Source organism: Aliiroseovarius marinus (assembly GCF_050881025.1).
Lineage (GTDB): Bacteria > Pseudomonadota > Alphaproteobacteria > Rhodobacterales > Rhodobacteraceae > Aliiroseovarius > Aliiroseovarius marinus_A.
Genome location: NZ_JBNNXQ010000001.1, coordinates 316,397 through 333,319, shown reverse-complemented (window position 1 = coordinate 333,319; position 16,923 = coordinate 316,397). Strand labels below are relative to the sequence as shown.

Annotated in this window: 20 protein-coding genes; 5 read left to right on the top strand and 15 right to left on the bottom strand. The window is 60.5% G+C overall.

Going from position 1 to position 16,923, the window contains the following annotated elements; genetic code table 11:
• Nucleotides 1–100 precede the first annotated feature (100 nt).
• Nucleotides 101–1,144 (bottom strand): glycosyltransferase family 2 protein, encoded by a 1,044-nt coding sequence (locus tag ACRY08_RS01540; RefSeq protein WP_432448049.1) that lies wholly within the window; start codon nucleotides 1,142–1,144, stop codon nucleotides 101–103.
• A gap of 67 nt (nucleotides 1,145–1,211) precedes the next feature.
• Nucleotides 1,212–1,832: a LysE family translocator gene (locus ACRY08_RS01535; protein ID WP_432448048.1), complete on the bottom strand. Its 621-nt coding sequence runs from the start codon at nucleotides 1,830–1,832 to the stop codon at nucleotides 1,212–1,214.
• 150 nt (nucleotides 1,833–1,982) lie between these two features.
• Between ACRY08_RS01535 and ACRY08_RS01530 the strand changes: the two genes are divergently transcribed.
• The 3 genes from ACRY08_RS01530 to ACRY08_RS01520 all read left to right on the top strand — a co-directional run bounded on the left by ACRY08_RS01530 (nucleotide 1,983) and on the right by ACRY08_RS01520 (nucleotide 4,230).
• Complete coding sequence (locus ACRY08_RS01530; RefSeq protein ID WP_432448047.1) at nucleotides 1,983–2,531, top strand: YeeE/YedE thiosulfate transporter family protein; 549 nt, start codon at nucleotides 1,983–1,985, stop codon at nucleotides 2,529–2,531.
• A gap of 3 nt (nucleotides 2,532–2,534) precedes the next feature.
• Nucleotides 2,535–3,119 carry a DUF6691 family protein gene (locus ACRY08_RS01525; RefSeq protein ID WP_432448046.1) on the top strand — a complete coding sequence of 195 codons (585 nt, stop codon included), beginning with the start codon at nucleotides 2,535–2,537 and terminating at the stop codon, nucleotides 3,117–3,119.
• Between the two features lie 130 nt (nucleotides 3,120–3,249).
• Nucleotides 3,250–4,230, top strand: coding sequence for an XdhC family protein (locus tag ACRY08_RS01520; RefSeq protein ID WP_432448045.1), 981 nt, complete (start codon nucleotides 3,250–3,252; stop codon nucleotides 4,228–4,230).
• On the opposite strand, the gene ACRY08_RS01515 is transcribed toward ACRY08_RS01520, so the two are convergent.
• A complete protein-coding gene (locus ACRY08_RS01515; protein ID WP_432448044.1) occupies nucleotides 4,221–4,826 on the bottom strand; it encodes a trimeric intracellular cation channel family protein in 606 nt (201 codons plus the stop codon). The genes ACRY08_RS01520 and ACRY08_RS01515 overlap by 10 nt on opposite strands.
• Nucleotides 4,827–4,926: 100 nt before the next feature.
• Nucleotides 4,927–5,499, bottom strand: a complete 573-nt coding sequence (infC, locus tag ACRY08_RS01510; protein ID WP_432448043.1) for a translation initiation factor IF-3 — start codon at nucleotides 5,497–5,499, stop codon at nucleotides 4,927–4,929.
• A gap of 189 nt (nucleotides 5,500–5,688) precedes the next feature.
• Here infC and ACRY08_RS01505 point away from each other — a divergent pair, with 189 nt between their 5' ends.
• A complete protein-coding gene (locus ACRY08_RS01505) occupies nucleotides 5,689–6,549 on the top strand; it encodes a hypothetical protein (RefSeq protein WP_432448042.1) in 861 nt (286 codons plus the stop codon).
• A gap of 176 nt (nucleotides 6,550–6,725) precedes the next feature.
• On the opposite strand, the gene ACRY08_RS01500 is transcribed toward ACRY08_RS01505, so the two are convergent.
• The 5 genes from ACRY08_RS01500 to ACRY08_RS01480 form a co-directional block, all read right to left on the bottom strand.
• On the bottom strand, nucleotides 6,726–7,580 hold the full coding sequence (locus tag ACRY08_RS01500) for a ferredoxin--NADP reductase (protein WP_432448832.1): 855 nt from the start codon (nucleotides 7,578–7,580) through the stop codon (nucleotides 6,726–6,728).
• Nucleotides 7,581–7,649: 69 nt separating this feature from the next.
• A complete protein-coding gene (locus ACRY08_RS01495; protein WP_432448041.1) occupies nucleotides 7,650–8,060 on the bottom strand; it encodes a DUF934 domain-containing protein in 411 nt (136 codons plus the stop codon).
• Nucleotides 8,057–8,797, bottom strand: coding sequence for a phosphoadenylyl-sulfate reductase (locus tag ACRY08_RS01490; protein WP_432448040.1), 741 nt, complete (start codon nucleotides 8,795–8,797; stop codon nucleotides 8,057–8,059). Before ACRY08_RS01490 ends, ACRY08_RS01495 begins: the two co-directional genes overlap by 4 nt.
• Nucleotides 8,787–10,457 carry a nitrite/sulfite reductase gene (locus ACRY08_RS01485; protein WP_432448039.1) on the bottom strand — a complete coding sequence of 557 codons (1,671 nt, stop codon included), beginning with the start codon at nucleotides 10,455–10,457 and terminating at the stop codon, nucleotides 8,787–8,789. Before ACRY08_RS01485 ends, ACRY08_RS01490 begins: the two co-directional genes overlap by 11 nt.
• Nucleotides 10,450–10,776: a DUF2849 domain-containing protein gene (locus tag ACRY08_RS01480; RefSeq protein ID WP_432448038.1), complete on the bottom strand. Its 327-nt coding sequence runs from the start codon at nucleotides 10,774–10,776 to the stop codon at nucleotides 10,450–10,452. Before ACRY08_RS01480 ends, ACRY08_RS01485 begins: the two co-directional genes overlap by 8 nt.
• Nucleotides 10,777–10,916: 140 nt before the next feature.
• Between ACRY08_RS01480 and ACRY08_RS01475 the strand changes: the two genes are divergently transcribed.
• Nucleotides 10,917–11,378: an Lrp/AsnC family transcriptional regulator gene (locus ACRY08_RS01475; RefSeq protein ID WP_432448037.1), complete on the top strand. Its 462-nt coding sequence runs from the start codon at nucleotides 10,917–10,919 to the stop codon at nucleotides 11,376–11,378.
• On the opposite strand, the gene ACRY08_RS01470 is transcribed toward ACRY08_RS01475, so the two are convergent.
• The 6 genes from ACRY08_RS01470 to ACRY08_RS01445 form a co-directional block, all read right to left on the bottom strand.
• Nucleotides 11,379–12,554 (bottom strand): cytochrome P450, encoded by a 1,176-nt coding sequence (locus ACRY08_RS01470; protein WP_432448036.1) that lies wholly within the window; start codon nucleotides 12,552–12,554, stop codon nucleotides 11,379–11,381.
• A 206-nt stretch (nucleotides 12,555–12,760) separates the two neighbouring features.
• Nucleotides 12,761–12,955 carry a YgaP family membrane protein gene (locus ACRY08_RS01465; RefSeq protein ID WP_432448035.1) on the bottom strand — a complete coding sequence of 65 codons (195 nt, stop codon included), beginning with the start codon at nucleotides 12,953–12,955 and terminating at the stop codon, nucleotides 12,761–12,763.
• 77 nt (nucleotides 12,956–13,032) lie between these two features.
• Complete coding sequence (locus ACRY08_RS01460) at nucleotides 13,033–13,692, bottom strand: Crp/Fnr family transcriptional regulator (RefSeq protein WP_432448034.1); 660 nt, start codon at nucleotides 13,690–13,692, stop codon at nucleotides 13,033–13,035.
• A gap of 141 nt (nucleotides 13,693–13,833) precedes the next feature.
• On the bottom strand, nucleotides 13,834–14,706 hold the full coding sequence (mmsB, locus tag ACRY08_RS01455; RefSeq protein ID WP_432448033.1) for a 3-hydroxyisobutyrate dehydrogenase: 873 nt from the start codon (nucleotides 14,704–14,706) through the stop codon (nucleotides 13,834–13,836).
• Nucleotides 14,707–14,717: 11 nt separating this feature from the next.
• Complete coding sequence (locus ACRY08_RS01450; RefSeq protein ID WP_432448032.1) at nucleotides 14,718–15,758, bottom strand: enoyl-CoA hydratase/isomerase family protein; 1,041 nt, start codon at nucleotides 15,756–15,758, stop codon at nucleotides 14,718–14,720.
• Complete coding sequence (locus ACRY08_RS01445; protein WP_432448031.1) at nucleotides 15,758–16,909, bottom strand: acyl-CoA dehydrogenase family protein; 1,152 nt, start codon at nucleotides 16,907–16,909, stop codon at nucleotides 15,758–15,760. Before ACRY08_RS01445 ends, ACRY08_RS01450 begins: the two co-directional genes overlap by 1 nt.
• Between the last annotated feature and the right edge of the window lie 14 nt (nucleotides 16,910–16,923).

Genomic DNA, 16,923 nt, shown 5'->3' with positions numbered 1-16,923 from the left:
AACGGCTTTGCTATAGAGTAATGCGGGCGCGTTTGCGTGGGCAATAGGGCAAAAGCAGGGAAAACTATTAATAAATTGCTACTTTGTTGCCTGTTGGTGGTCAATCACGACCACCGCCTTGGATTTGCGTGTGTTTCAGCAACTCGGCCGCAATGTGCGGCTGCAATGGCTGCGCAGGCGGGGTCATCATCAACCGTCCCATAAGGGCGCGGCAGGCCTCGTCTTTCATCAGGGTTTCATAGCGTTTTGTGCGCCATGTCACGGCGGTTTGGTGCAGGCTGGACAGCGTGGGATCGGCGTGAAAACGGCTCAGGATGGGCTGGCTCAGATGGGTGGCCTTCAGGATCGACGGGTCATCTTCATCCGACCAGTTGCGTTCGCACCAATAATCCATGCCCATCAGATCCTCGCCCCGGTTCACCCGGCCACGGTCGCGTTTCAGAAGGTAGCTTTCCATCGCCCCCAGCGCATAGTGATTAAGCTGCACAAGGTCATAGTTGGGCTGGTTGAAGGCCGAGAAGATGCCCTGCCGGCGGAACCGGGGGGCAAGCTCGCGCCCACAGCCGTCAAACCAGCGCGTGCTGTCCGCGCCCTCTTTCGGGGCACGTGGGCGGTGCACGCCCAGTTTCGCGTAAGCCCCCGTGTTGCGATAGAGCGTTTTGAACAGAAAGGCGCGCCACGGCCAGAGCATCACTGCAGGTGCCGCGCGGGTAAACTCTTGCGTCACGGGCACGTCACGATAGCGCACGATGCCCGCATTGCCGAACATGCGCCATGTCAGGGTGATGGCATCGGCATCGGGCAAAGCGCCCACAAGCGCGGGCAGGGTGCGGTCGCCCACATGCACGTTCACGAACTCGTCTATATCCAGCACCACCAGCCAATCCGCATCTTTGACCAGCGGATGTTTGTCGGCGCGTTTCAGGCCGGTGAACTGGATGCCGCCCTGATCATAGGGGCCGTCATTGCGGATATGGGCGATCTCGCCCATCTCGTCGAGCCGGTCCAGCATGGCATCCGTGCCATCGTCGCAGTCATTGGACAGAACCACCACATCGGTCACACCAATGCCTTTGTGATGGGCCAGCCATTCCAGCAAAAAAGCCCCTTCGTTTTTCACGCAGAGAATGGCGGTGATGCGCATAAGGTCGACCCCGTGGTTTTCCTCATGGGTGTCAGAGCCTTGGCCCCCTGTCAACGTCGGGGCGGGTTCAGGTGCGACTGAGTCGCGTGGTCATCAGGCCCATGGTGATCAACACACCCGCACCCATCCGGTTCATCCATGTCAGCACCGATGGGCGGCGGATCTGGCGGCGCAGCTTGTCGGCAAGCAGCGCATAGGCCAGCGCATTCACCGCCGCCAGCCCGACAAATGTGGCCGTCAGGATCGCGGCTTGCGGGGCAAAGGCGCTGTCAGTTGACATGAACTGCGGCACGAAGGCGATGAAGAAGGGGATGGATTTGGGGTTCAGTGCCGTGACGGCGGCGGCGTGCCAGAATACATCGCGCGCGGGTTTCTCATCCGGGGCGGTTAGGTCCATGCGGGCGGGGGGCGCGCGCAAAAGCTTCACGCCCAGATAAACCAGATAGACCGCGCCCACCCATTTCAGCACCGTGAACAATGTGGCAGAGGCCATGACCAACGCCCCCAGCCCCACAAGGCAGGTGACCATGGCCACCAGATCCCCCAGTGCCACGCCAAGCGCCATGCCCACGGCCACGCGGCGCCCCTGTGTCAGCGCATAGCTCATCACCAAAAGCACGGTCGGTCCGGGGATGGGCAGGAAGAGAATACAGGTGGCGACGAAGGCAAGCCAAAGGTCCAGAGGCATCACAAGCTCCTATGAAAGATGGCCAAGCAAGCCAGCCGAATGGCCCCCTGTCAACCCGCCCCCGGGCCTGCGCGTCAATCCGTCCATTGACTTCGTTGCATTTCGGATGAATAACATATTCACATTAATGAATGCAAAAGGGGGTGTCTCATGACACTGAATTGGAAAATCGGTGGGCTGGCGCTGGGCCTTGTGTTCTTCCTGGCCGTGCTGCTGGTCAAGCCGATCGGGGTGTCGACCCAGTTCGTGATCCTTGATGGGATCATTGCAGATGCGGTGAACCCGGATCTGGTGACCAAGACCGAGGACGGCTATAGCTCGACCAACGCCTATCTCGCCAAATCGAACGGCAAATACGCGAAATCCGTGGCCAATCCGCTGAACTACAGCTTTGTCTTTGTCATTGCGATGATGGTCGGGGCCTTCCTGTCGGCAATCCTGCGTGGCGGCAATGGGGCGGATGAAAACAAACTGCCTGCGATCCACTATGAAAACTTCGGCGACACGCCAATGACGCGCTATGCCATCGCCTTTGTCGGCGGGCTTATCGTGGTTTATGGTGCGCGTCTGGCGGGGGGGTGCACCTCGGGCCACATGATGTCGGGCATGATGCAAACCTCGCTGTCGGGCTACATCTTTGCCGCTGGCGCTTTTGCGGCGGCGGTGCCCGTGGCCATGATGACTTACAGGAAAGGATAAGACATGCAGATTGTACTTGCTTTGGTGATCGGTGCGGCGTTTGGCTTTGTCCTTGACCGGATCGGCGCCACCAACCCCTCGGTTCTGATCCGCATGCTGAGCCTGCGCGCGCTGGGCCTGATGAAAGCGATCCTTCTGGCCATTGGTGTCGGGTCGATCCTGATGTTTGGTGGCCAGATGGCCGGTCTGGTCGATGTGGGCCATATGTCGGTGAAAACCGCCTATGTGGGTGTCTTTGTCGGCGGGCTTCTTCTGGGTGCGGGCTGGGCGCTGTCGGGTTTTTGTCCGGGCACCGGCGTTGCGGCGGCAGCAACGGGTCGCAAGGATGCGCTGTTCTTCATCCTCGGCGGGTTGCTGGGCGCTGCGGCTTACATGATCACCTACCCGTCGGTGAAAGCCACCGGGATGCTGGATGCCATCGCAGGCGGCAAGGTCACGCTGGGCACCGTACCGGGGGCGAAATACGAGGGCCTCATGGCGCTGCCGGGGGACGTGCTGGGCATCGTCTTGGGCCTGATCTTCGTGGCCGTGGCTTTTGCGGTCCCCGAAGCGCCGCGCGGTGATGCAATCCCGGCCCCGGCCGAGTGATCCCATCCATGACATGACCTTCAGAAAGGGCCGCCACCTGCGGCCCTTTCCCTTGCAAGGCATGCGGGGACAGCCCACATAGGGCAAAACCAACCCCGAGGCCACCGTGGAGGCCACCGTGGAGACCACTGTGACACATATTCCCCCTTCAAGCTTCGACCGCATCCCCGAGCTGGCGCTGGACTGGATTGCGAAAGGCCGCGCGGTCGCCATTGCCACCGTCGCCTATACATGGGGCAGCGCCCCACGCCCCACGGGAAGCCAGATGCTGATTGCCGACAGTGGCGAGATTGAAGGCTCGGTTTCGGGCGGATGTGTCGAGGGCGCGGTCGTGCTGGAAGCACAAGAGGCGCTGCGCGATGGCCGCTGCCGGGTGTTGGAATTTGGCGTCTCGGGCGAGGATGCGTTTTCCGCAGGGCTTGCCTGTGGTGGTGAAATCAAAGTGTTGGTCGAACCGGTGGGCGAGGACATTGGCGCGGGTCAGGGTCTGCCATTGGCAATGTTGCGGGATCTGGTGGCCGCCCGTGCCGCGCGCCAAACTGTTTCATACCATTTGCAGTTTGATGGGTGGCGGCGCGCGCTGCGCCCGGCGCATGGCGGCGATGAAACCAGCCTGTCTGAAGAGCTGTTTGCCCATCTGCATGCCCCGCCTTTGCGCTTGATCATTGCCGGCGCGGTGCATGTGGCACAGGCGTTGATCCCGATGGCGCAGATTGTTGGCTATGATGTGACCCTGATTGATCCCCGCGGCGCATTTGCCACCGCCGACCGCTTTCCCGGCGTGACCCTCTATGAGGACTACCCCGACGAGGTGCTGGCTGATCTGTCGCTGGACCGCCGCACCGCCATTGTCACGCTGGCCCATGATCCGAAAATTGACGATCCGGCGTTGGAGGCCGGGTTGAACGCGCCGGTTTTCTATATCGGGTCGCTTGGCTCTCGCCGCACGCAGGGGCAACGGCTGGACCGGCTGGCCGCGCGCGGGTTCTCGCCCGAGCAGCTCAGGCGCATTCACGGTCCGGTGGGGCTTGATATCGGATCAGTTGGACCGGCGGAAATCGCCGTGTCGATCATGGCCGAGCTGGTGGCCCGGCAGCGCGCTCAACCCTGACGGGCCAACACAAGGAATCGTGCACAAAGGATGGCAGAAAAGCCGACCGCCAGCGCTGTGGTCTCGCCCATCATTGGCAGCAACAGCAGGTATATTCCGCCGCCAACAATAGAGATCGTGGCATAGAGGTCTTCTTTCAGAAGGCTTGGGGTCATGTTGCACAGAAGATCCCGGATCATCCCGCCGGCTGTGCCCGTGATGCACCCCAGAACCACTGCCATCAGGGGATGGGTGCCGGCCTCCAGCGCGATATTCACGCCGGTCAGTGTGAAAAGCGCAAGGCCAACCGCGTCCAGATGCATCAGAACGGTCAACCGTCGCCCATTGCCCGCCGTCATGCGGCTGGCGACAAGGAACCCGATCAATGCCACGGGAACGGCCACCGCGAAATAGCGCATATCGGTGATCCAGAACACCGGGGTCCGTCCCAAGAACAGGTCGCGCAACGTGCCGCCCCCCATGCCGGTCGCGATGGCAAGTACAGTGGCCCCAAAGGCGTCCATCCCGGCGCGATGTGCCTGGATCGAGGCCGAGGCCGCCATCACCGCTGTTGCCAGCAAGGTGAGTATGAGGATGACAAATGAGAGCGTTTCCATATGGTCACTCTAGCGGGCGGGTGCATCCGCGCAATCTCTGTTGCTCAACAAAAAAACGCCCCGCTAGGGCGGGGCGTTTTCCTATCTGTTCGTTATGGGCTTATTTCGGCATCGGGCCGATCATCATGACCATCTGGCGGCCTTCCATCTTGGGCATGTTTTCAACCTTGCCCAATTCCTTGATGTCTTCAGCCACACGTTCCAAAAGCTCACGGCCCAGATTCTGGTGCGCCATCTCGCGGCCACGGAACCGCAAGGTCACCTTCACCTTGTCGCCGTTTTCAAGGAATTTCACCACGTTGCGCATCTTCACGTCATAGTCATGCGTGTCGGTGTTCGGGCGGAACTTGACCTCTTTGACCTCGATGGTCTTTTGCTTTTTGCGCGCTTCGCTTTCGCGTTTCTGCTGTTCATATTTGAACTTGCCGAAATCCATGATCTTGCACACGGGCGGGTTCGCGTTGGGCGAGATTTCCACCAGGTCGAGCCCTGCCTGTTCAGCAAGCTCCATGCCACGCGCGGGCGTCACAACGCCCTCGTTTTCGCCATCGGCGCCGATCAGTCGGATTTCAGTGGCCCGGATGCGTCCGTTGACGCGGGGGCCGGTGTCGCGCTGCGGGGGCGCGTTATGAGGTCTGCGGGCTATGGTGCCATTCCTTCTGTGGTTTCGCAAAGTTGCCGGGTGGGAAGGTAAAGCCGCCAGCGCTGCCTTTCAAGCCGATAGTTGCGTCAATCTGGGCGTTTTGACGCGCATTCGGCGAAACTCCCCTTGCACCCACGCGTTGAAAGGCTCACATCAAGCCTGTTATTGCGCGGCAAGGGATGTTGTTGCGCCTGTAAAGACAAGTTTGAGGAAGTCGACATGAACAAATCCATCATTGCTGTCCTGGTTGTGATCGCTGCCGCCTTTGGCGGATACAAGTGGTACGAAGGCAATCAGGCGAAAATGGCTGCCGAAGAGGCTGCTGCGACAGCTGAAGCGGAAACCAAAGCCGCTGAAGAAGCCGCCGCTGCTGCCGCTGCTCAGGCAGAGGCCGAAGCCAAAGCTGCAGAAGAAGCCGCTGCCGCCGAAGCTGCTGCCGCTGCTGAAGCCGCCGCAAGTGCTGCCGAAGAAGCCGCAAGCGCTGCCGAAGCCGCCGCAAGTGCCGCGACTGAAGCCGCCAGCGATGCAGCGCAAGCTGTGACCGAAGCGGCAGGCAACGCTGTGGACGGCGCCGTAGACGCTGTAACCGAAGCCGTCACCGGCGTGGTGGGTGAAAGCGAAGCCGTGACCAACGCCATCGGGTCGCTTGCCGACGCCGCCAAAGACGCGGTTGCAGGCGCGGCCGAAGGGGCTGCAGAAGCCGCAGGTGAGGCCGCGGGCAATGTTGCACAGACGGTCACCGGTGAAGAAGCCGCTGCACCCGCCGCTGCTGAAGAAGCCCCCGCTGCTGAAGCTCCTGCAGAGGAAGCCCCCGCCGAGGAAGCTCCTGCTGCTGAAGCGCCTGCAGAGGAAGCCGCTGCAGAAGAAGCACCGGCGGAAGAAGCTGGTATGATGGACGCCGCCAAGACCCTGCTGACCCCGGAAGGGTTCGACGCAGCCAAAGTGGGCGAGATGATCGACGGCTCCAACCTGAACGATCAAACCAAGATGGCTCTGAAAACCGCTGCTGACGCTGCCGCCAACAACCCGGCACTTCTGCAGGCTGCCATTGAGCAGATCAAAGGCGCGCTTGGCATGTAAGCCAAAGGCAACTGCAAGACACAAAACCGCGCGGTTCCCACCGCGCGGTTTTTTTGTGGGCGATTGAATATGTATGACAGGCGTCAGCTCGGGCAATGCGCTGCGCTTTATGTGTTCAAAAAAGAAAGGCGGTGCTGTCGCACCGCCTCGCCGAACTCCGAGGGATTGCGTCTTCCTTAGTCCAGGAAGGCTTTCTCAACCACATATTGTGCGGGTTTGGAGTTTGCCCCTTCTTCAAGCCCGTATTCCTCAAGCATGTCCTTGAGTTCCAGGTTGAAAGCCAGATTGCCGCAGATCATCGCGCGATCGTTTTTGGGGCAGATCGGTTCGACACCCAGATCTTTGAACGCCTCGCCCGAGCGCATCAGGTCGGTGATGCGGCCCATTTTGGGGCTCTCTTCGCGGGTGGTGGTCGGGTAGTATTTGATCTTCTTCCAGAAACCCTCGCCGATCACCTCGTTCAGAAGCTCGTCTTCCTTCAGCGCCTCGATCAGGTTGGCGCCATAGGTCAGCTCGCCCACTTCGCGGCAGGTATGGGTGATGATCACCTCGTCGTAATCCTCGTATGTCTGCGGTTCGCGCAGAAGCGAGGCGAAGGGGGCAAAGCCGGTGCCGGTGGCAAAGAACCAGATGCGTTTGCCGGGGATCAGCGCGTCATGCACCAAGGTGCCCACGGGTTTGGGGCGCAGGATGATCTCATCCCCCACCTTGATGTGCTGCAGCTTCGATGTCAGCGGGCCATCGGGCACTTTGATCGAGTAAAACTCCAGCTCTTCATCCCAGCTGGGCGAGGCGATCGAATAGGCGCGCAGAAGCGGCTTTTGCTTGCCGGTTTTGGGATCAGGGTCGCCCATCAGGCCGATCATCACAAACTCGCCGGACCGGAACCGCAGGGTCTGCGGCCGTGTGCAGCGGAACCGAAACAGGCGATCGGTGTAATGTTCCACATCGGTCACGGTCTGCGCGTCGGGCAGGGTGGGGACCGGTTTTACTTTGGTTTCAGCATCCATAACGGGCGTCACTTCATTCATCAGCGTAAAGCGAGGCACGATGCCCCGCCCTTTCTTGTCAGTGTATATAGGGAGGTCGCGACGGGCGGTCTAGCCGGTCATCCGCGACCTATAGTCATAGGCTTTCCAGTCGGCCCGGTATTGCCATTCGGCTTCGGGCTGGCGCTGGGCCAGCTCGTCCGAAATCTCGACCTCGTCAAAGCCCGAGCGACGCGCCATGGCGTATTGGTCCGAAATCACATGGCCATGGGCGCGCAGGCGACCGTCATAGCCCAGAAGGCGCAGCTGACGACCCAGCGTGAAGCCGCGCCCATCCGCGAAGGACGGAAAGTCGATGCGAATGGCGGGCACGCCCACCATCAGATCAGCCAGCGCTGTCGGATCGGCGTCCGAGGCAATGTGCAACCCGCGCGTGTCATTGGCGGCGCGCTCGTTCGGGCTGGCGAACCCTTCGGTCCAGTCGTCACGGGCAAAGCCGTTATCGGTTACAATCACGCTCATGCTTCTGCTCCAATTCTAACCATCTTTCCGTCGACAAAGTGAATGCCGCATTCCGTCTTCTCAGCCCCACGCCAACGTCCGGCGCGGGGGTCTTCGCCGGGTTTCACAGCCGATGTACAGGGCGCACAGCCGATCGACGGGAAGCCCCGCGAGACCAGCGGGTGCTTGGGCAGGCGGTTGTTGATCAGGTAGTCCTGCACGTCTGACGCCGCCCAATGGGCCAGCGGGTTGACCTTCAGCAGACCATCTTCAGCCTCGAAAAACTCCAGATCGACACGTTTGCCACCCTGAAAGCGTTTGCGTCCGGTGATCCAGCCGTCAAACCCTTTGAGCGCCCGGTCCAGCGGCTCGACCTTGCGCAACGCGCAGCAGGCGTCCGTGTCGGCCAGATGCAGAATGTTGTCCGGGTCGCGGGCGAACAGCTCTTCCGGGTCCGGGTGAATAACCCGCACGTCGGTCAGGCCCAGTTTCTCGGCCACCTCAACCTGATAGTCGAGCGTTTCCTGAAACAGCATCTGCGTGTCCAGAAAGATCACCGGAACGGTGCGGTCGACCTTGGCCACCAGATGCAAAAGCACAACGCTTTCCGCGCCGAAGCTGGAGACAAGAGCAAGCGCGCCAATGGTGCTATCTGACAGCGCCCGTTCCACGACAGATGTTGCGGAATGGTGCCGGTAGCGCAGGTTAAGATCAGTCGCCCGCTCGGCCGCGGGGGGGAGGGGGATTTCAAGCGGCATGTGTCTTGTCCTCCTCTGGATAAAGGGCGGCTTTGAACGGCGCTTCGCCCAGACGGCGATAGGCGTCGATGAAGGTCTCGCTTTCGTCCTCGCGCAGTTCCAGATAGGCCAGCACAAGGCGTTCGATGGCTGGCACGATCTGGTCGTAGGCAAAGCCGGGACCTGCCCGTTTGCCAATCACCGTGTCGGGGCCCGCGTCACCGCCAAGGGTGATCTGGTAGTTTTCCACGCCCGCGCGATCCAGCCCCAGAATGCCGATATGGCCCAGGTGGTGGTGCCCACAGGCGTTGATGCAGCCCGAGATTTTGATCTGCAGGTGACCGATATCATGCTCGATCTTCAACGCGTCGAAACGTTCTGCAATCTCTTGCGCGACGGGGATTGAGCGGGCCGTGGCCAGCGCGCAGTAGTCCATGCCCGGGCAGGCGATGATGTCCGAGATCAGACCGGCATTTGCGGTCGCCATGCCATGCGCGCGCAGAGCCGCAAAGATCGCAGGCAGGTCCGAACGGTGGACATGCGGGAAGATCACGTTTTGCTCGTGGCTGATGCGGATGTCGCCATGACCGAACTCTTCTGCCAGATCGGCCAGAACACGCATCTGATCCGCGCTGGCATCCCCCGGCGTGGCCCCATGGGCCTTCATCGAGATCGTGACGATCCCGTAGCCCTCGGCGCGGTGGTCATCCACGTTGGTGTCGCTCCACGACCGGAAGACCGGGTCTGTGTCGCGCGCTGCGTGGTAATGCGCCAGCGATGCGGTTTTGAAGTCAGGGGCCGTGAAATCCGCGGCGATACCTGCGAAGTGCTCCTGGTCCACACCGGAAAACAGCGGACGCAGTTGGGCAAAGCGGGCTTCGACCAGATCAAAGATCTTGTCGATCCCGTTCTCCATCGTGGTGATCTTGATGCGGGCTTTGTACTTGTTATCGCGGCGACCCAGCGTGTTGTAGACGCTGACGACGGCCTCGACATAAGGCAAGAGATCGGCGCGCGGCAGGAAGTCTTTCAGGACCTGACCGACGACGGGCGTGCGGCCAAGACCGCCCCCGACGAGGATTTGGTAGCCCACCTCTCCGGCGTCGTTTTTCACGATGCGGATACCGATGTCATGCGCCTTTGTGACAGCACGGTCGGCTTTCGATCCGGTCACAGCCAGCTTGAATTTGCGCGGCAGGAATTGGAATTCCGGGTGGTCAGTGGACCACTGGCGCAAAAGCTCCGCCGTGGGGCGGGGGTCTTCCACCTCGTCCGCAGCCGCACCAGCAAAGTGATCAGCTGTCACGTTGCGGATCGTGTTGCCCGAGGTTTGGATCGCGTGCATGCCCACATCTGCCAGCGCGTCCAGCATGTCCGGGATGTCTGACAGGCGCGGCCAGTTGAACTGGATGTTCTGGCGCGTGGTCCAGTGGCCATAGCCCTTGTCCCAACGCTCAGCAATCATCGCCAGCTGGCGCATCTGGTGCGGGTTCAATGACCCATAGGGGATCGCGACGCGCAGCATGTAGGCGTGCAGCTGCAGATAGACGCCGTTCATCAGGCGCAGCGGTTTAAACTCGTCTTCGGTCAGCGCCCCCGAGATGCGGCGGCCAACTTGTTCGCGGAACTGTGCCACACGGTTGCGCACGAAGCCTTCGTCGAAATGGTTGTAATCATACATTGGCCACGGCCTCCGATGCCGCTTGCTGTGTTTGCTTACCGTGGAAACGGTTCGATGGGCCGGTGGCACGGAACGTTTCGCGGAAATGGGTCGGGACGGGTCCGGTCGCACCGGCGGCGGCGTCAGCCAGATAGGGGCCAACGGCCACCGCAGGATCAGCTTCCGCGCGGGCCAGTTGGGCGGTGGCCTCTGCCTCATCCTCGATCAGCCACGCCATACACATATCGCGCACCCATGACCCGTCACGGGCCAAATAGATCACGTCGCCTTCGATCAGGTCGTTGGCGGTTACCACTTTGGGGCTAAATGGGCGGGGCATAGCATGTCCTTTCCGGTTGCGTTCCCGCTCTATATAGGACATTTTCCCTGTAATCCGCGAGGTGGCGCGGCGAATAAGGAATGTTGTTTCGGTTTGCGCGCAGTTTGGAACGGGCGGACCAGAAGAGGGGAAAAAGCAGAATGTCTGTTCGGCTGGATGATATCGACCGGAAAATCCTGCGGGAGCTGCAACGCGATGCAGGCCAGTCGCTGGATGTGATCGCGAAGAAGGTCGGATCGTCGAAGACGCCGGTCTGGAACCGGATTCGCAAGATGCGCGAAGGCGGTGTGATCGGTCAGAACACCATGGTGATGGATGCCGAAAGCCTTGGGTTCGAGGCTTGTTTCTTCGTGCTGATCCGAACGGCCGAACATGATGCGGGCTGGCAGGAGGATTTCCTGAAAGCCCTGCATGCGCGCCCCGAAGTGATGGAAGCGCACCGGCTGGCAGGCGAGATCGACTATATCCTGAAGGTCCGCGTCGAAAACGCGCGTGCCTATGATGTTTTCTATCAGGCGCTGATTTCCGAGGTGAAAATCTTCAACGTCACCGCGCTTTTGTCGATGGAAGAGATCAAGTTCTCCACCGAGCTGCCGATCTGATCACACGCGCACCATCAGCCGTTCCAACCCGTGGAAATGATAGACATTTCCAAATTGTGGCGGAGCGGTCATTTGCAAATCTGGGCAGCGGTCAAACAAGATCGGCAGCGCGTGTGCCAGCTCGAGCCGGGCAAGGGGCGCACCGATGCAAAAATGCGCGCCAGCCCCGAAAGACGTGTTTTGCTTTACCGGGCGCGCGGGGTCGAATGTTGAAGGGTCATCCCAGATGTCGGGATCGCGGTTGGCGGCACCCAGAAGCAAGCCGATCTCGTCGCCGCGTTTGAAGTCATGCCCATAAAGTCGTGTATCTTCATAGACATGGCGGGTGAACATATGCAGGGGCGGATCGATACGCAGAACCTCTTCCACCGTGGCGTCCACCTGATCAGGCGACAGCAGGGCAGGGGCAGCTCCCTGCTCAAGCAGGGTTTTCACGGCGATGGCCAGCGCATGTACCGTGGCTTCATGGCCGGCGTTCAAGAGCAGGATACAGGTTGAAATCAACTCGTCCGAGGAGAGTTTTTCACCATCTTCTTCGGCCGCAATCAGTTCTGTGATCAGATCGTCGCGCGGATCGTTGCGCCGTTCGTCGATATAGCTGCGCATGAAGCTTACAAAGGCCTCTGTGGCTGCGATGGCCGTATCTTCGATCTCGCGTGTGCGGCGGGCCTGATACATTGACACCATGGCGTTGGACCAGTTCAGAAGGTCATCGGCACGGTCTTCAGGCACGCCCAGAAGGCGGCAAATGATGATCACCGGAATACGGGTGGCGAAAGCAGGCAGAAGGTCAAACTCTGTGTCGGGGAATTGGTCGATCAAGCCCTGCGCAAGGGCTTCAATCTCGGGCCCAAGCCCGGCAATACGTCGCGATGTGAAGGCCCGCAGCACCAGCTTGCGCAGCCGGGTGTGGCGCGGGGCCTCCAGCTCCAGCATGGAATGCGCTTCGACATCGTAAAAGGGCTTCAGGTGATCAGGAATGTCGCGTGGCGTGACGGGTTCCCGCCCAAACCGACGATCGCGCAACAGCGCGTTCACCGCACGAAAGCTGACGGCCATGGGCAGATCGTAGTCTTCCCAGTAGAAAATATCACCTGCTGCACGGGCCAGATCATAGAACGCATAGGGGTCTTGGATGAAATCCGGGTCGGTCGGAGATTGGGAAAAACGTTTCATCCCCGCAGGATGGTCAACGCGGCGGGTCTTTGCAAGCGGTGCGGTGCGGCTATGGCCGCATGCCTGCGACAATTGATGAACGAGCGTTGTCTATCCGCCCTTCTCAAAACACAACGCCGGGTCCTTTCGGTCCCGGCGCTTACTTATTCACTTGCTACCTTGCCTCTTTTATTCAGGAAAGGTTGCAAAACTCTGAAAGCAGGCGGTTAATTTTTCAGCTTGCAGGTGTTGATCCCAAAGATCGAATAGAGCGGGCAGGAACCCATCGCCCCGGTGGCCAGTGGCACGATACCGATCAGCGCCCAGATCGGGCCACCTGCAAAGAAATACCAGCCCAGAAGAGCAAGGCCTGCGATGATGCGCAGGGCGCGATCGATGGTGCCTTCGTTACGTTTCAACATGTCAACTTCCTTTCCTCGTTTGAAAGACACCTAACATGCGCGGTGAAACAAGGCATGTGACGAGGTCACACAGAGGCTCAGAAAGCGGTGCCGTGGATCAGGTTTTGCAGGCCACGCGCGTCCAGCACCGTGACGGTGCCGCGCCCATGGGACACCAATCCCGCCTGTGCCATCTTCTCAAGCCGGCGCGAAATCACCTCGCGCGCGCTGCCAACGGCTGTGGCCATTTCGGCCTGTGTCATGTGCAAGCATCCATCCGGTCCCGCGCGTTCCAGCACCAAAGCGGCCAGACGGGCCTCGACCTTCATGAAGGACACGTTTTCAATCAACTGCATCATCGATTGCATGCGTTCCGCGAAGGCCGCAAAGACCAGCCGGCGGAACCCCGATGAACTGTCCAGAAGTGCAAAGAAGATATCGCGGGGGATCACGACAAGGCGGGCCGGGGTTTCGGCGGTCGCCTCTGCGGTATAGTCATCCCCGCCCAGCAGCCCCAATGTGGATTGGATGCAGCTTTGTCCGGGTGCCACGCGGTAAAGCAGAATGTCCCGCCCATTGGGTCCGATCAGATTTACGTCAACCTGACCGGACAGCATCACGACATAACCTTTCACCGCCTCGCCGGGACAAAACAGAACCGCATCCTTGGGCACGTCCATTGGCTCAAGCGTGTCCAGAAGAGCACGCGCGGGCGCGTCCAGTTTGGCAATGTCTTGTGTGTCCTGGGTCCAGCTCATGAGCGTTCAGGCCTCTGGCAGAGGTATCGATGACAAGAAAAAGGAGCAGCGCGCCGCCTTATTTTCTTGTTCCAAATACCTCGGGGGAGGGTCGCCCCGCAAGGGCGACCCGGGGGCAGCGCCCCTTTTGTCGCAGGTGCCTCAGCTGCGCCCGCGCTTCTCAAACCGCGGCAACATGGCCGAGAAATCCATGCCCAACCCGTCTTCGTTTTCGACGAATTGCGTATAAAGATCAGTTGCGGCCTGACCCATCGGGGTGTCGGCATCTGCGGCTTCGGCGGCCTGTTGGCTCAGGCGGAGGTCCTTCAGCATCAGTTCGGCGGCAAAGCCCGGCTGATAGTCATTGTCGGCAGGCGAGGCAGGGCCAACGCCCGGGGCGGGGCAATAGGCATTCATTGTCCAGCTGTAGCCTGACGAGGTCGACACGACGTCGAACATTTTCTGGCGGTCCAGCCCCAGCTTGTCAGCCAGCGCGAAGGCTTCACAGGTGCCGATCATGGTGATGCCAAGGATCATGTTGTTGCAGATCTTGGCCGCTTGACCTGCACCGCTGTCACCGCAGTGCACGGCTTTCTGACCCATGATGTCGAAAAGCGGATCGGCTTTTGCAAAGGCGTCTGCCGAGCCGCCTGCCATGAAGGTAAGCGTGCCGCCCGAAGCGCCGCCCACGCCACCTGACACGGGCGCATCCACGGGCAAAAGGCCAGCGGCTGCGGCCTGTTCAGCCACCGCGCGTGCGCTTTCGACGTCAACGGTCGAGCAATCCACAAAAGCCGCACCTTTGTCCATCACCGGCACGATCTCGGCGGCGACGGCGCGCAGGATCTGGCCGTTGGGCAGCATGGTCACGACCACGTCTTTGCCCGCAGCCGCCTCGGCACCCGAGCTGGCCAGCGCCACACCCTCGATGTCGACCGGGGCCATGTCAAAGCCCGTCACCTCGTGACCCGCCTTGGCAAGGTTCGCCGCCATTGGGCCACCCATATTGCCCAGTCCGATAAATCCGATTTTCATGAGCTTTCTCCTCAGAATGTCAAAGTGTTGTCGCCCAAAGGCGCGAGCATCGCGTCCACGTCCCCGTTCAATGCGTCGTCAAGCGGCCCATCAAGCCCGTGTTTCCAGTTGGGGCTGCGGTCCTTGTCTATCACAGCGGCCCGGATGCCCTCGATCAGGTCAGAATGCGTCAGGGCGCGAAACACAAACCGATACTCCAACTCCAGCGCTTTGCGCACGTCTTCGGTCCGACCCAACTGGCGCAGCATCCGAACGGTTGCGGCCATGGACAGGGGGGAATTGCGCGCCAGCTGTTCCAGCGCATTTTGAGAAAACTGGCTGTCTTCGGCTTTCAGCGATGCGACGATCTCGGCCAGAGTGTCTTTGCCGAAATGGGCGTCGATCATGGGCTGCAACGCCGAAATATTGCCGGGAATAGGGGGAATGGCGGCTTCAAGGATCACATCCGGTGTGCCGGTTGCCACGAGTGTGTCGATCAGGGCAGGCCATTCCGCCTGCGGGATGACATGGTCGGCGAAACCCGCATGGATGGCATCACCCGGTGCCAGACGCGCGCCCGTGGTGCCGATATAGGTGCCCAGATGGCCCGGTGCCCCGGCAAGGATCAGTGACCCGCCCACATCTGGCACAAGCCCAATGCCGCATTCGGGCATGGCCATGCGCGACGACCGGGCCATCACGCGGTGCGATCCGTGGCACCCGACGCCAACACCGCCACCCATAGTGTAGCCCTGCATCAGGCTGACCACGGGTTTGGCAAACTCGAACAAGCGGGCGTTCATGCGGTATTCGTCACGCCAGAAGTTTTGCGCGCGGGTTGGATCGCCTGACAGGCCGATGTCATAGATTTCGCGGATATCCCCACCCGCACAGAAGGCACGGTCGCCTTCCGCGTCGATCAGGACCAATGCAACACCGTCATCGTCAGCCCAATCAATCAGGGCTGCGTCGATCTTCAGGCACATGTCGTAAGACAGCGCGTTCAGGGCATCCGGGCGGTTCAGCGTGATCCGCCCGGCTTTGCCTTCTTTCCGTATCAGGACGTCCGTCATTAGCTGCGGTCGCGTTCGGCCAGCAACTGGCGTCCGACAATCAGGCGCATGATTTCGTTGGTGCCTTCCAGAATCTGGTGCACACGCAGATCACGCACGATCTTTTCGATGCCATAATCGGACAGGTAGCCATAGCCGCCATGCAGCTGCAGACAGCCATTGGCGACCTCGAAAGAGACATCGGTGACCATCAGCTTGGCCATGGCGCAGAATTTCGACGCATCATGCGCGCCATTGTCCAGTTTCCACGCGGCCTGACGCAGGAAGGTACGGGCCGCTTGCAGCTTGGTCTCATATTCCGCCAGACGGAATTGTAACGCCTGGAATTGGTCGATGGTTTTGCCAAAGGCCTTCCGCTCGCCCATATATTGCAGGGTCAAATCCAGCGCTTTTTGCGCGCCCCCCAAGGCACCCGCCGAGATGTTCAGACGCCCGCCATCAAGCCCGGCCATCGCGTAGACAAAGCCTTTGCCCTCTTCGCCCAGCAGGTTTTCATGCGGCACCGCACAATCGTCGAATTGCACCTGAGAGGTCGGCTGCGCCTTCCAGCCCATCTTGCGTTCATTGGCGCCAAAGCTCAGGCCCGGCGTGCCGTTTTCGACAATCACGGTCGAGATGCCCTTGGGCCCATCTTCGCCGGTCCGGCACATGGTCACGTAGACATCCGAGTAATTGCCGCCCGAGATGAAGGCTTTGTTGCCGTTCATCACGTAGCCTTCGTTGGTCTTTTCAGCGCGGGTTTTGAGCGCAGCCGCGTCCGACCCTGATCCGGGTTCGGTCAGGCAGTAGGAGAAGACCTTCTCCATCGAGCAGAGCGCCGGCAGCCATTTTTGCTTGTCTTCTTCCTTGCCGAACTTGTCGATCATGCCGCCGCACATGTTGTGGATCGACAGGAACGATCCCACCGCCGGGTCGGCCATGGCCAGGGCTTCGAAAACCAGCGTGGCATCCAGACGCGACAGGCCCGACCCGCCATATTCCTCAGAGACGTAAAGCCCACCAAAGCCCAGCTCGGCCAGCTGTGGCCACAGCTCTTTCGGGATGGTGCCCTCGGCCTCCCATTTCTCTGAATTGGGGGCGATATTCTCTTCGCCAAAGCCCTTGGCCATGTCGAAAATGAGGGTCTGTTCCTCGGTCAGCGCAAAATCCATCTGGTCCTCCCGTG

Excerpts from the sequence above, each read along its gene's own strand:
- ACRY08_RS01445 (WP_432448031.1), bottom strand. The coding sequence starts at position 16,909 with ATGGATTTTGCGCTGACCGAGGAACAGACCCTCATTTTCGACATGGCC.
- ACRY08_RS01470 (WP_432448036.1), bottom strand. The coding sequence starts at position 12,554 with ATGAAACGTTTTTCCCAATCTCCGACCGACCCGGATTTCATCCAAGAC.
- ACRY08_RS01495 (WP_432448041.1), bottom strand. The coding sequence starts at position 8,060 with ATGAGCGTGATTGTAACCGATAACGGCTTTGCCCGTGACGACTGGACC.
- mmsB (WP_432448033.1), bottom strand. The coding sequence starts at position 14,706 with ATGAAAATCGGATTTATCGGACTGGGCAATATGGGTGGCCCAATGGCG.
- ACRY08_RS01450 (WP_432448032.1), bottom strand. The coding sequence starts at position 15,758 with ATGACGGACGTCCTGATACGGAAAGAAGGCAAAGCCGGGCGGATCACG.
- ACRY08_RS01460 (WP_432448034.1), bottom strand. The coding sequence starts at position 13,692 with ATGAGCTGGACCCAGGACACACAAGACATTGCCAAACTGGACGCGCCC.
- ACRY08_RS01540 (WP_432448049.1), bottom strand. The coding sequence starts at position 1,144 with ATGCGCATCACCGCCATTCTCTGCGTGAAAAACGAAGGGGCTTTTTTG.
- ACRY08_RS01485 (WP_432448039.1), bottom strand. The coding sequence starts at position 10,457 with ATGTATGATTACAACCATTTCGACGAAGGCTTCGTGCGCAACCGTGTG.
- ACRY08_RS01500 (WP_432448832.1), bottom strand. The coding sequence starts at position 7,580 with ATGAATGAAGTGACGCCCGTTATGGATGCTGAAACCAAAGTAAAACCG.
- ACRY08_RS01505 (WP_432448042.1), top strand. The coding sequence starts at position 5,689 with ATGAACAAATCCATCATTGCTGTCCTGGTTGTGATCGCTGCCGCCTTT.
- ACRY08_RS01515 (WP_432448044.1), bottom strand. The coding sequence starts at position 4,826 with ATGGAAACGCTCTCATTTGTCATCCTCATACTCACCTTGCTGGCAACA.
- ACRY08_RS01490 (WP_432448040.1), bottom strand. The coding sequence starts at position 8,797 with ATGCCGCTTGAAATCCCCCTCCCCCCCGCGGCCGAGCGGGCGACTGAT.
- ACRY08_RS01465 (WP_432448035.1), bottom strand. The coding sequence starts at position 12,955 with ATGTTGAAACGTAACGAAGGCACCATCGATCGCGCCCTGCGCATCATC.
- ACRY08_RS01530 (WP_432448047.1), top strand. The coding sequence starts at position 1,983 with ATGACACTGAATTGGAAAATCGGTGGGCTGGCGCTGGGCCTTGTGTTC.
- ACRY08_RS01475 (WP_432448037.1), top strand. The coding sequence starts at position 10,917 with ATGTCTGTTCGGCTGGATGATATCGACCGGAAAATCCTGCGGGAGCTG.
- ACRY08_RS01535 (WP_432448048.1), bottom strand. The coding sequence starts at position 1,832 with ATGCCTCTGGACCTTTGGCTTGCCTTCGTCGCCACCTGTATTCTCTTC.
- ACRY08_RS01480 (WP_432448038.1), bottom strand. The coding sequence starts at position 10,776 with ATGCCCCGCCCATTTAGCCCCAAAGTGGTAACCGCCAACGACCTGATC.
- ACRY08_RS01525 (WP_432448046.1), top strand. The coding sequence starts at position 2,535 with ATGCAGATTGTACTTGCTTTGGTGATCGGTGCGGCGTTTGGCTTTGTC.